General features: G+C 61.4%; 11 protein-coding genes. 3 read left to right on the forward strand and 8 right to left on the reverse strand.

Going from position 1 to position 12011, the window contains the following annotated elements; translation table 11 throughout:
- A partial coding sequence (locus tag VGY55_01570; GenBank protein ID HEV2968644.1) for a hypothetical protein occupies positions 1–380 on the reverse strand: 380 nt, incomplete at its 3' end.
- Positions 381–755: 375 nt separating this feature from the next.
- Between VGY55_01570 and VGY55_01575 the strand changes: the two genes are divergently transcribed.
- Positions 756–1262, forward strand: a complete 507-nt coding sequence (locus VGY55_01575) for a PH domain-containing protein (GenBank protein ID HEV2968645.1) — start codon at positions 756–758, stop codon at positions 1260–1262.
- A 63-nt stretch (positions 1263–1325) separates the two neighbouring features.
- On the opposite strand, the gene VGY55_01580 is transcribed toward VGY55_01575, so the two are convergent.
- A complete protein-coding gene (locus VGY55_01580) occupies positions 1326–1919 on the reverse strand; it encodes a pyroglutamyl-peptidase I (GenBank protein ID HEV2968646.1) in 594 nt (197 codons plus the stop codon).
- Positions 1920–2077: 158 nt separating this feature from the next.
- Between VGY55_01580 and VGY55_01585 the strand changes: the two genes are divergently transcribed.
- Both VGY55_01585 and VGY55_01590 read left to right on the forward strand, forming a co-directional pair.
- Positions 2078–2494 carry a cupin domain-containing protein gene (locus tag VGY55_01585; protein HEV2968647.1) on the forward strand — a complete coding sequence of 139 codons (417 nt, stop codon included), beginning with the start codon at positions 2078–2080 and terminating at the stop codon, positions 2492–2494.
- A gap of 107 nt (positions 2495–2601) precedes the next feature.
- Positions 2602–3819, forward strand: coding sequence for a redoxin family protein (locus tag VGY55_01590; GenBank protein HEV2968648.1), 1218 nt, complete (start codon positions 2602–2604; stop codon positions 3817–3819).
- A gap of 5 nt (positions 3820–3824) precedes the next feature.
- Here VGY55_01590 and VGY55_01595 read toward each other — a convergent pair whose 3' ends face one another.
- The 6 genes from VGY55_01595 to VGY55_01620 all read right to left on the reverse strand — a co-directional run.
- Positions 3825–6242: an FdhF/YdeP family oxidoreductase gene (locus tag VGY55_01595; GenBank protein ID HEV2968649.1), complete on the reverse strand. Its 2418-nt coding sequence runs from the start codon at positions 6240–6242 to the stop codon at positions 3825–3827.
- On the reverse strand, positions 6239–7159 hold the full coding sequence (gene fdhD / locus VGY55_01600) for a formate dehydrogenase accessory sulfurtransferase FdhD (GenBank protein HEV2968650.1): 921 nt from the start codon (positions 7157–7159) through the stop codon (positions 6239–6241). Before fdhD ends, VGY55_01595 begins: the two co-directional genes overlap by 4 nt.
- On the reverse strand, positions 7134–7313 hold the full coding sequence (locus tag VGY55_01605; GenBank protein ID HEV2968651.1) for a hypothetical protein: 180 nt from the start codon (positions 7311–7313) through the stop codon (positions 7134–7136). Before VGY55_01605 ends, fdhD begins: the two co-directional genes overlap by 26 nt.
- A 36-nt stretch (positions 7314–7349) precedes the next feature.
- Positions 7350–8789, reverse strand: a complete 1440-nt coding sequence (locus VGY55_01610; GenBank protein HEV2968652.1) for an OFA family MFS transporter — start codon at positions 8787–8789, stop codon at positions 7350–7352.
- A 180-nt stretch (positions 8790–8969) separates the two neighbouring features.
- Positions 8970–10418 (reverse strand): Lpg1974 family pore-forming outer membrane protein, encoded by a 1449-nt coding sequence (locus VGY55_01615; protein HEV2968653.1) that lies wholly within the window; start codon positions 10416–10418, stop codon positions 8970–8972.
- 365 nt (positions 10419–10783) lie between these two features.
- Positions 10784–12011 (reverse strand): hypothetical protein (locus VGY55_01620; GenBank protein HEV2968654.1); only part of this gene is annotated, 1228 nt, incomplete at its 5' end.

A 12011-nucleotide genomic window follows, 5' to 3' on the forward strand; every position in this document is an offset into this window, starting at 1 on the left:
CGCTGGCCGTCGTGCGTGGCGTAGCCGGCCTCGAGCCAGCCCGTGACCGCGACATCATGGCACTTGAGCCAGCAATTGTTCTCGAACAAGTGCTTGACGGTTTGATCGGGGCAGGTGAGCTTGCAGCAATCGTCGCCGCCGGAGCCGCTGTTGCAGCCGCAACTTGCGGCGGCATCGGCCGCGGGAGCTGCGGCGGCGGCCGGGGCCGGAGCCGCCGGGGCTTCGGGCGCCTTGGCGTCCGGGGCCGGAGGGGTATCGCCCGCGTAGCTCATCGCCACGGGAGAACTACTAGTCACATCCTGCCCGACCGCCACGGCCGAGGCCGGCCACAGCAAGGCCAGCGGCGAGAGGATCCACAGGTAAGCTGATTTCCGCACCATCACTTGCCATCCTTGTGCGAGGGGTTATACGCACGGGCCGATCACCGCGAGGGCCGCCGTGCAAACGAGAGATTCGGAATTACGCTAATTGCCACCCATTCCCCTATCGGCGGCAGAATCTTCGTTGCTCGATGAGTTGGCAAAAACCTGATAAAGACTGCCGGCTCTTCCCAAACTCTCGCACTTCCACGAGCCGCCTCGGAAATATGGGCAGACTCTGCCGCTCGTAACGCCGCGGTGCCGATTGCTGAGAGCGTGGGCCGACGCGCGCAGGTCGCCACGGTTCGACTTGATCGACGCGCATCCTCGGGACTGGAACCGCCGGCACCGGTTTGTTACTCTGTTGGCAGACAGGCACGGTCACTGGGGGGTTCGATGAAACAAGCGATTGCTGGAGTGGCGCCGCCGGAATCAGGCGAGGTGACCGTGATGACCGTTTGGCCGTCCGTGGCGGCGACCAGTTGCGGCCGATTCTTGGGAAAACTGTTCGCGATTCAGGCGGGCTTTTGGATTTTCAGCGTCGGGCGTCTCGCTGCTTTGGCCGCTCTGCCAATCGCGCCGCTGCTGTACGGCTATATGCGGCTGCCCGGTGTTGTGCGACGCTATCGATTAACGAACCGCCGCGTGGTGGTCCTGAGCGGCATTCAGCCTCGGGTTGAGCGGTTCGTCGATTTGGACCGTTTCGATACGATCGAGGTCATCGTGCGGCCCGGGCAGGCGTGGTATTCCGCGGGCGATCTCGTTTTCCGCAAGGGAGCGCTCGAGACCTTTCGCTTGCCCGGCGTTCCGCGCCCAGAGACATTTCGGCAGACCTGTCTGAAGGCCCGCATGTCGTACACCGGCGTGCGCAAAGCGCTGGAGATGCAAGCCGCGGGAGCGTGACCTGCGTGGTCCTCACGCTCCGTCGTGAGGAAGCTTTCTCACGACGGAGCGTGAGGACTAAACTCACGGCAATTCTTCCAAAATCAGCCGCAGCGCCTTGGTCGCCAGACTGGTCGGCAGCGAAGGCATGCCGTGCGGTTCGCCGACCACTTGCGAAACGTCGAGCGGCAGGTGAACGAATGCGGCCTGCGTCCTGATGCTCAATCGCTCGGTCAAGTAGCAGGTCCAATACAACGTCGCGTTGCAAAGATAGGTGCCCGCGTGATATGAAACCTGCGCGGGTATTCCCGCCTCGCGCAGCTTGACGGCCCAAGCGGGAAGCGGCAGCGGGCTGCGGTACGCGACTGGCCCATCGTCGGAGAGCGGCAAGAATTGGTCGGGCGATTGGTGGCTCGAACCGCCAATGTTGATGCCGACCGCCTCCAACTGCACGCGGCCACTGCCGGGGGCCTGACCGAGGTGGATCGCGAAGTCGTAATTCGCGGCCAGGTCCTTCGCCAACCGCTGCTTAACCGCCGCGAAATCCACCGGATAGAGCCGCGTCGTGATCGACGGCTCGCGCGGCAATGCTTGCGTGAGTTCAACCAACGTCAACCAACTCGCGTTGGTCTGCCAGCGGTCATAAGGCTCGAAGGCGGTCAGCAGGACGGTCGTCATCGGGACGATTGCGGATGGTTCCGAATTAGTCGATCATGGGTGCGCTCGAATCTACCGACTCTCGCGGCGTCTGCCTAGCGCTTCGGCGAGGAACGGTCCTGCTTTCGGCAAGCAATTTGCTGCAATTGGCGATGGCACTCCGCGAATGTGAGGTTTCGATGTCGACGCAACCAATAAAGCGCGGTGAGGTGATCGATGCAAGGCCGCTGGGCGCCGCGCTCAAAACGGCGAGGACGACCGTTCTGCTCACGACCGACGAGTTGCAAATCGTTCGAGTTGTCGTTGCCAAAGGCAAGGTCATCCCGGCTCACCTCGCGCCCGGCGATCTTGTCGTGCATTGCCTTGAAGGGCGGGCGGCCGTCACGGCACTCGGCCAAACCCGCGAACTCGCGGCCGGGCAGTTGCTTCAAATTCCCGCCGGCGAAACGCACTCGCTCGCGGGGGTCGACGACTCGTCACTCCTGCTGACGATCATCCACGCCGATCGACCGACATTCGATACGGTTGAGGAGGCGTCGGACGAATCTTTTCCAGCGAGCGATCCGCCAGCGTGGACGCCGTTGACAAGGCCATAGTTCGGCGTCAACCGCAATTGACGCGATTTGCATTTGGGAGCAGACTGATGAGCGACGTCGGGCGGATAACGGCCGACCGTGGCCCTCATACTTTTGGAGATAAAATGATGTTGCGCACCATCCTTCTGCCGGCCGTGATCGCCCTGTTCCTGACCGCTGAGGCCGGAGTTCCCGAAAAGTCGATCGCGGCCGATTCGAATCCGGGTCAATCGGAATTATCGCTCGGCGATCTCGCGCCAAAATTGGCGACTCAGGAATTCGTGAAAGGGCAGCCAGTCAAGGAATTCGCGCGGGGGAAATTCTATGTCGTCGAATTCTGGGCCACGTGGTGCGCGCCTTGCAGCGAGTCGATTCCTCATCTCACGAAGTTGCAGAAAGAGGACAAGGACGTGACGTTTATCGGCGTGAGCATCGACGACGATACGGCGGTCGTCAAACCGTTCGTCGACAAGATGGGAGACAAAATGGATTACCGCGTGGCCATCGATGCCCACGATGGCGGCAATGGCCTGATGGCGCAATCCTGGCTGGCCGCGAGCGGGCAGGAAGGGATTCCCGCCGCCTTCGTCGTCAACGGTGATGGCCACATCGCTTGGATCGGACATCCCGGCGACATCGAGGAGCCGCTGGCGCAGATCATCGCCGGCAAATGGGACCTCGTTGCCAAAGCGACCGAATACAAGAAAGCCGTGGCCCACGCCCGAGCGATCGCGCAGTTGCAGGCCCAATTAGGCTCGCTGCTCAAGACAAAGAAAACCACGGAAGCGTTGAACCTGCTTGACGACGCCTCCAAAAAGATGGAACTCAACGACGAGCTGACGCTCACACAACTGGCGCTCGTCGCGGGGCCCGAAAACAATTCAGCGCGGGCGCTGGCGATCGCCAAGCCTTTGTACGAGAAGGCCGCCAAGGAGGACGATGCCGCGACCCTGCTGATGACCGCCACCGCGCTGGTCGATCCACAGACCATGCTCGCGTTTCCCGCCGGGGCAGGGAAGCCCCAGACCGCGGGAAAGATCGACCCCAAACTTGCCGAATTGGCCGTGAAGGCCGCCGAGGCGGGCGAGCGATTGGCCCACTCAGGGAATCCAATCGAAGATGCTCAGGCCGCGATGCTATTGGCCAAGGCCTATCGGGCCGCGGGTGAGAACGATAAGGCGAGCAACAAGCTCGACGACGCCGCGAAATCAGTCGGAGAACTGATCCAATCCGCCGACGGCACGCTCGGCGAAATCCGCGAGTTGAAGAATTCGCTCGGCACCGCACCCGGAAATGGCGCGTCATCCGAGAAGGTGACGGAGAAGCCAAAGAGCGCGGAAAAATAACCCCGTCACATCGCCCGATCGTAATCGACTTTCGCCGGCTGGCCTGTTACCGGCGTGACGCGGATCACGACGTATTTCGAAGTCGGCGTGTTGCTCTGTTCCGCGACACTGTCAATTGGGACGAGGACGTTGGTCTCGGGGAAATAGGTGGCCGCGCAGCGCCGCGGAATGTCATAGGGGACGACGACAAACTGGCGGGCCGTGCGGGTTTGGCCGTTGAAGATACTCGTCAGATCGACGACTTGTCCGGCAGACAGGCCGAGTTCGCGGATGTCGTCGGCGTTCATCAGCACGACCCGCCGCTCGTTGTGGATGCCGCGGTAGCGATCCTCCAGCCCGTAGATTGTCGTGTTGAATTGGTCGTGTGAACGGATCGTGGTCATCACCAATTGTCCCGGCTCGAGGTGATTCTCGGGCAAGGGTTGGACGGTGAAATTCGCTTTGGAGTTGCGGGTCGGGAACGTTCCTTCGCGTGGCGGATTTGGCAAATAGAAGCCGCGCGGCTGACGCACCTTGGCGTTGTAACCATCGCAGCCGGGAATGACTTGCGCGATCAAGTCGCGGATTCGATCGTAATCGGCAGCCAAAGCATCCCAATCGACGCGGCTCCGCCCGCCAAGCGTTGCGCGAGCCAATCGGCAAACGATCGCCGGTTCGCTCAAGAGTTGCTCCGACGCAGGGGCCAATCGGCCTTGCGAGCGTTGCACGACGCCCATCGAATTCTCGCAGCTCACGAATTGCGGGCCGCCAGCTTGGTCGTCGCGCTCCGAGCGGCCGAGGCAAGGCAGAATCAGCGCCTTCCGACCGGTGACCAGGTGCGCCCGGTTCAACTTGGTCGAAACTTGCGCGGTCAACCGGCAGCGGCGCAGTCCGGCGGCCGTGAACGTCGTGTCAGGAGTTGCCGAGAGGAAATTGCCGCCGAGGGCGAAGAAGAGTTTCGGATTGCCGGCGTGCATTGCCTTGATCGCCGCGACCGTGTCGAAACCGTGCTCGCGCGGCGGCTCGAAACCAAACACTTCCTTGAGCTTGTCCAGAAACTCCGGCCTGGGGCGCTCCCAGATGCCCATCGTCCGGTCACCCTGAACGTTGCTATGGCCGCGCACCGGGCAAAGCCCCGCTCCCGGTTTGCCGATGCTGCCGCGCATGAGAATCAGATTGACCATGTCTTGGATCGTGGCCACCGCGTTCTTGTGCTGGGTGAGCCCCATTGCCCAGCAGGCGATGATTCGATCGGACATCATCAACAGCTTCGCCGCCGCGACAATTTGCTCGCGTGAAACTCCGCTCTGTTCTACGATCTTGTCCCACGAAACTTGCCGCAGATCGGCGGCGAGCGCGTCGAAGCCGGCCGTCTGCTCGCGGATGAAAGATAGATCGAGGGCCGAGCCGGGGCGGCGATCTTCCTCGTCGAGCAGCACCTTCATCAAGCCCTTGAGCACCGCCGAATCGCCGTTGATCCGGACTTGCAGAAACATGTCGGCCAAGGTGGTGCCCGCGCCAAAAAACCCGCTGATTTCTTGTGGATTCTTGAATCGCATCAATCCCGTTTCCGGAAGCGGGTTGATGGCAACAATCTTCGCGCCATTGCGTTTTGCCCGCTCCAGTGCCGTAAGCATGCGCGGATGGTTCGTGCCTGGATTCTGCCCGATGATGATGATCACCTGGGCGTGGTCGAAATCTTCGAGCTTGACCGTTCCCTTGCCGATGCCGATCGTGGGCGTGAGCGCAGAACCACTCGATTCGTGGCACATGTTCGAGCAGTCGGGCAGATTGTTCGTGCCAAACTGGCGAACGAAGAGTTGATAGAGAAAGGCCGCTTCGTTGCTCGTGCGGCCGGAGGTGTAGAAGATGGCGTCGTTCGGGGTTTCGAGCGCGTTCAGCTCGTCGGCGATGAGGTGGAAAGCCTCGTCCCATGTGATCGGCTCGTAATGCGTCGCTCCGTCGCGCAGCACCATCGGATGCGTCAGCCGGCCCTGCTTGCCGAGCCAGTAATCCGATTTTTCGGACAACTCGGCGACGCTCCAGAGCTTGAAGAACTCGGCGCCCACACGATCGGTGTCGCCTTCCCACGCCAGGGCCTTCGCGCCGTTTTCACAGAATTCGACCATGTGCCGCGGGCCATCCGGATCGGCCCAAGCGCAGCTCATGCAGTCGATGCCGCCATCTTGGTTCATCCTTAGCAGCGCTCGCGTGCCGCGGACCACGCCCATTTCTCCCCAGACGTGCCGCATCGCGGCGACCACTCCAGGCATTCCGGCCGCCCAGGTTTTGACGGGCGTGACGCGCAGCCCGGTCAATGCTTCCGGTGGCTGTTCGTGGATCCCATTTCCATGAACGGCGGGCACGGCGTCGGTCGCGCTATCGACCGCTGCGGCGGGAGCATCGCGGTGCTGATCTTGTGGCTTGACTTCGAGTTGACTCATGGGATTACCTCCGCATTGATCGCGATGCGCTGCGTGCCGCTATAGATATTGAATCGCCGGCCGCGGACAAAACCGACCAGCGTCATCTGATATCGCTTCGCTAATTCAACGGCCAGGCTCGAGGGCGCGCCGACCGCGGCCAACAGTGGAATGCCGGCGACGAGCGCCTTTTGCACCAATTCGAAGCTCGCCCGGCCGCTCACTAAAATGCCGCACATGGACAACGGCAGCTTCCCCGCCAACAACTGCGAGCCGAGCAGCTTATCGACGGCGTTGTGCCGGCCGACATCCTCGCGGATTTCCAGTAAATTGCAATCCGCGTTAAACAGAGCGGCGGCATGCAAGCCACCCGTGCGATCAAAAACGGCTTGCGCCTCTCTAAGCTTATCCGGCAGTTGGTGAATGGCTTCGGCCGCAATTTGGAACTCGTCCGGCGACCAGAGCGGCGCGGCGAACACTTCGAGCGCCTCGAGCGACGATTTGCCGCAGACGCCGCAGCTCGATGTGGTATAAAAATGCCGCTCCAAGCGTTTGAGATCGAAGGCCAAATCCTCGCGCAACTCGATGCGGACGACGTTGTGCGATCGAGCGGTCTCGCTCGTCGGGCCACTGTGGCGAATGGCTTCGATGTCTCGACTGCCGCGAACAATCCCTTCACTAAGCAGGAAGCCGGCGGCCAGTTCCGGATCGTGACCAGGAGTGCGCATCGTAATGGAAATACTATGTTCGCGCCGTTCGCCGACGGAACTATAAACAAGCCTTATCTCCAAGGGCTCCTCGACGGCCAATTGGTCGAGTCGAGTTTCCAGGCGTCCCGCGAATACCTTCTGAACCGGAAGCTCGTCGAACGGCCGCTGCGTCTTCGCCTGCTCGCCGCACGGCGCCAGGTTCTCACTTCCCGGGGTTGGCCAGTGCATGGCTCGTAAATAGCGGTAGAGATTTCTGTACGGAGAAGTACACGCCGGCGCCAAGTGGGATGCCCGCCCACAGCCATGCGACGATGAACCAGCCGACGAGCACCGCGTGTTTCATCGGGCGGGGTTCATTCTGTCGGCCATCGAGATTTGTCACGGGATTCTCCTGCGATGAAACAGTGTCGCGTCACGATCAGACTCGAGGACGATTCTGCAATTCACTCGGTGAAACCGCCAAACCGGCCGATCCGTCGCCGCCGGGCTTATGCTCTGCGACTCCGCTGAAATGATGGCGCGGATCGACTGCGGTGACCAGGAAATTACAAACCGCGCCGATCAAAAGCAGCCCAGCCATCAAATACATCGTGAAATCATAGGCATGGGCTGTCGCCACGTTGTGGTCAAGTTGATATTTCTTGATGTAGCTCACCAATTGAGGGCCGGCGATTCCGGCTGCCGACCAGGCCGTCAGCAATCGCCCATGGATCGCCCCAACCTGCATTGTACCGAACAAGTCGCGCAGATACGCGGGGATTGTAGCAAAACCACCGCCATACATCGTCAAGATCACGGCGCAGCAAGCGACGAACAGGATTGTGCTGCCCATATTCCCCGTCATCGGGATCAACGCATAGAGGCAAGCACCCAAGAGGAAATACACGGCATACACGCCCTTTCGCCCGATGTAATCCGACAGCGATGACCAGAAGAACCTTCCCCCCATGTTGAACAAGCTAAGCAAACCGACAAATCCCGCCGCGGCCGCCTTATCGACGCTGCTGAACATGTCTTGGATCATCGGCGAGGCTTGGCCGAGGATGCCGATCCCGGCCGTCACGTTGAGGAACAGCACGCCCCAGAGCAGATAGAACTGCCGGGTCGTGATTGCCTGGTCGGCGGTGACATTCGCAAGGGTCACCAATCGCTGCGGTCGAGAGGGCACGGTGTAGCCCGCCGGCTTCCATCCTGGCGGCGGCAACCGCACCGTGGCGGCGCCGAATAGCATGAAAACGAAATAGCCGATCCCCATCACTAGGAAAGTTTCCATCACGCCTGCGGTCGGCGTGACGCTCGCCTTCTGAAAATGGGCCATCAGCATTTCGCCCAGCGGTCCGCCGATCAGCGCACCGCCGCCGAAACCCATGATCGCCATCCCAGTTGCCATCCCCGGCCGATCGGGAAACCACTTGATCAAGGTCGACACGGGTGAAATGTATCCGAGTCCCAGGCCGATGCCTCCCAGGACCCCGTAGCCTAAATAGATGAGCACGATCTGGTGCCAATAGACGCCGAGCGCGGAAACAAGGAATCCCCCGCCGAAGCAACAGGCCGAGGCGAACATCGCCTTTCGCGGGCCGGCATTCTCCAACCACTTGCCGAAGACAGCGGCCGACAGTCCAAGAAAGACAATCGCGATGCTGAAAATCCATCCGACCGTCGTCGGATCCCAGTCCTGCCCTTTGACGCTTTGCTTGACCCCGATGATTTGCGTCAGCGGCGTATTGAAGACGCTAAACGCATAGGCCTGACCAATTGCCAGATGAATCGAAAGCGCCGCGGGGGGCACGAGCCAGCGCGAGAAGCCGGGGCGGGCGATCGTTCGCTGCCGGTCCAGAAAGGCGAGAGCAGACATTCAGAGGAACTCCAAAATGGACCCTCAATCAGAAACACCTCCTCCGAACAGCTTTATTCTACATTCTACGCCGCAATGTCAAAGCGCGACACTGAAGTCGGGGGATCCGGTAATAATCCCCTCGCGAGATGCGTAACGGCTAGATCGGATAATCCGCGTCGTTTATGGGCCAACCTGCTACTAGTAATGTAGCTCGCCGCGGACGAATAGCCCGTCGTAGGAGAGATTGTTGGCTTGCGGGCTGGACACGAGGGCCAGCGAAGCGTTTTCGTTCAGCATGGTCGCGTTGCCGAAGGTCTCGAACATCCAACCCACGCTGATGGCCATCTGGGATCGCGGCTGAAAGCAGAGACCGACGCGCAGATCGAAATTCGGCACGATCTGCGCGCTCGTCGTGCCCGAGGGCGTGCTGGTTCCAGTCGTATCCTGCCCACCGAGTAGCAGGGCCGCGTCGGCGCTGAAGAATCCCGAGACACGGCTTTCGCCCAATTGGCGATGGATTTCGAGCCCCAACCGGGGCCCAGCCCCAACGAAGGTCGATTGCTGCGTGAAGATTCCCGCGTCGGGTCCGGAAACCTCGTTCTTGATCGTTTCGCTGAGGTCGATAATTCGCGCGCCCCACGACCAACTCACGTCCCAGCCCGGGCAGCCATTGCAAACGCAGCTCGGCAACTCCAGCTTGCGGACGTTCTCAATGTCCCACAGGTTCAATTTCAGATGATCGGTGGCGGCGATCGAGTCGCCGGGGTTGATGCTCGCACCCAACGGCGAGACGATCACGCTGCCGTTGGGGACGGCGGCCGATTTGAGCGTGTCGTCGAAGATGTTCGTGTAGGTGAACCGCAGCGACTGGTCGCAGCTCGTCTGAATGCCGACAATCGTCCGAAACGCGGCTTTGTAGGGAGAATCGAAGTTGACGTTCTGAATCGCGGGGCCGCTACCGCCATTGGGACTAATCTGGAACGCGGTATCGCCGGTCTGGTGCGGACGGACGAGCAGGAATTCGCCGCCGCCGAACCATCGGCCGCAGGGCAAGAAGTCGCATTGCGGCGCCCAGTAGCCGGGCTGCTCGCAGGGCCATTCGGAATAGGCAGCGGCGGTGGGGGCCGGGCCGCCCGGAGCATCATGTGCTGCCGACGGTTGGCTTGGAGGCTGAGGCTGATTCGGAGCCTCGGGCTGATTCTGGTCGGCCTCCATGTGGGCCGCCAGTCGCACGTCGCGCTGCGGTTTGTTCGCCGGTGGATACTGCCGGGGCGGAGACGAGTTCGCGCCAGGGGGCATTTGCCAATACGGACTCGGCCAAGCCTTAGGCGCCGGTCGTTGGAATGTTGGTGAGGAACTGCGCGGCGGTGGGGGATCGGTCGGTTGGCTCGCTGAGTCGTCAGGTAGCGAGGCCCCCTTCCACCGATCGTATTGGCGAGCCGGGGTGCTTTCGTAATTCGTGGCGCTGCTGTTGTAGATCGGCGAACGCCAGCCGCTGATGCCGGCTTGTGAAACGCGGGAATCCGTAGGTCCGGGCCATGGGTTGCCGTCGCCGTTGGAATCCGATGCGCGTCCGACGGCGGCGACCGGCAGAGTGGCGGCAAGGCAAATCAGGAGCACGCGAAGCCGGTGTGAAAACCGAACCATGCGAAACCCTCTATCTTCCGTGAGTGGGATGGCCACCGGGCAAGGCCGCCCGAAGTGCCGTATTTCGGCGGCGAGCTAGCAACGCTTACAGGCGAGCCGCGCCGGAAAAACCGTAACAGTTAACCCCCTTATCGACACCGTTACGACCGGCAATTTCGTTTTTTTCGGCAAAGTCGCCGATTCGGTGACGGCTCGGTCAACTTGGGCAAGAGGGAAACAAGGCGGCGACGGCCTGCCGGCGTGAAAGCCCGAATGTTGAAGCAGCGGGCCGAACGTTGGAGTTCAGGCTTTAGCCGGCGAGCCGCAGCCTAAAGGCTGAACTCCAACGAGCCGAACCTCCGACTTCCAGCTTCGCTCGTCCGACTTCAGTTGATCTGCAGCAACGACTTCTTATGCGGATCGATGCCCAGAATCTGGTCGGTCAGGCTGGGCGCGAGGAACCAATCCCAGCCGGTCGAGGCGTAGAGTTGATCGACCGCCTTGGTCGAGTGGACCGTCGTCGATGTCAGTGCGACGCCCGGCGCGGTGAGGCTGCCAGCCTTGATCTTCGAGACCCGCGTGGCGTAGCTGTCGCTCGAGCCCCATTCGTGCATGATGGCGGCCAGCGCCGTGTCGTTATGGTCGAAATCGGTCGTTCCACCGATGAGGATCGAGCCGCTGGTCGCGCCGACCAGTGCGCCTAGCCGCGTCGAGTAGAGCTTCGAGGGGCCACTGCCGGCGATCAGCACGTTGTGCCCAGTCCCGCCGATCAGCACATCCGCCCCGCCACCGCCGACGAGCACATTGTCGCCCGATCCGCCGATGAGCGTGTCGCTGCCCGGCCCGGCGTAAAGGAAAGTCGGCAACGTAATCGCCGGGCTGACCATGATGACATTGTTCCCTGCCTGACCGTAGGCCACGATTCGTCCCGTGACGGCAAGCGGGCCGGAGACTTTGCCGTCCATGTTGACCATGATCTTGCCGCCGGCGGCCGGAATGAAGCTGATATTATCGGCCCCCGCGGTGCCGCTCACCACGAGTTCGTTCTTCGTGGAATCGAGCGAATCGGTCGTGAGCATGACGCCTGTCATGATGGCGTTGACCGTGGCGGTCGCCGTGTTGTTCTGGAGATTGTTGTCTGTCGATGTGCTGCTCACGGTCGCCGTGTTGCTGATGACGGTGCCCGCAAGCGTGCTGAGTTTGACGTCGGCGACGACGATCAGCGTCGCCGAGGCCGAAGCCGGCAGCGTGGCGATCGTATCAGTGATTGCATTGCCATTGTTGTTGAGCGTAAATGTCGGGCCGCTGCTCTGGGTCTGGACGCCGAAACTCAATGTGCCGGGGAGCGTATCGGTCAGTGTTACGCCGGTAGCGTCGCTCGGACCATTGTTGGTAACTATGATCGTATAGCTGACACTGCCGCCGGGAAGAACGGTCGATGAAGAGGGCGTGATCGTGACGGCGACATCGGAGACGATCGTCACAATCGCAATGTTCTTTGCGGCAAGGCCGTCCGTGCCGGGTGCGGGCAATACCAGGACGGCATCCCTGCTGCTCGCGTCTTTGATCGTTGCCCCGCCACTTAGCGTCAGCGACCCAGTGGAGACGTAGTCA

Source organism: Pirellulales bacterium (genome assembly GCA_035939775.1).
Classification (GTDB): Bacteria; Planctomycetota; Planctomycetia; order Pirellulales; family DATAWG01; genus DASZFO01.

What these genes read in the sequence shown, in the direction of transcription:
- VGY55_01575 (HEV2968645.1), top strand. Translation starts at nt 756, where the DNA reads ATGAAACAAGCGATTGCTGGAGTGGCGCCGCCGGAATCAGGCGAGGTG.
- VGY55_01580 (HEV2968646.1), bottom strand. Translation starts at nt 1,919, where the DNA reads ATGACGACCGTCCTGCTGACCGCCTTCGAGCCTTATGACCGCTGGCAG.
- VGY55_01585 (HEV2968647.1), top strand. Translation starts at nt 2,078, where the DNA reads ATGTCGACGCAACCAATAAAGCGCGGTGAGGTGATCGATGCAAGGCCG.
- VGY55_01590 (HEV2968648.1), top strand. Translation starts at nt 2,602, where the DNA reads ATGTTGCGCACCATCCTTCTGCCGGCCGTGATCGCCCTGTTCCTGACC.
- VGY55_01595 (HEV2968649.1), bottom strand. Translation starts at nt 6,242, where the DNA reads ATGAGTCAACTCGAAGTCAAGCCACAAGATCAGCACCGCGATGCTCCC.
- fdhD (HEV2968650.1), bottom strand. Translation starts at nt 7,159, where the DNA reads ATGCACTGGCCAACCCCGGGAAGTGAGAACCTGGCGCCGTGCGGCGAG.
- VGY55_01610 (HEV2968652.1), bottom strand. Translation starts at nt 8,789, where the DNA reads ATGTCTGCTCTCGCCTTTCTGGACCGGCAGCGAACGATCGCCCGCCCC.
- VGY55_01615 (HEV2968653.1), bottom strand. Translation starts at nt 10,418, where the DNA reads ATGGTTCGGTTTTCACACCGGCTTCGCGTGCTCCTGATTTGCCTTGCC.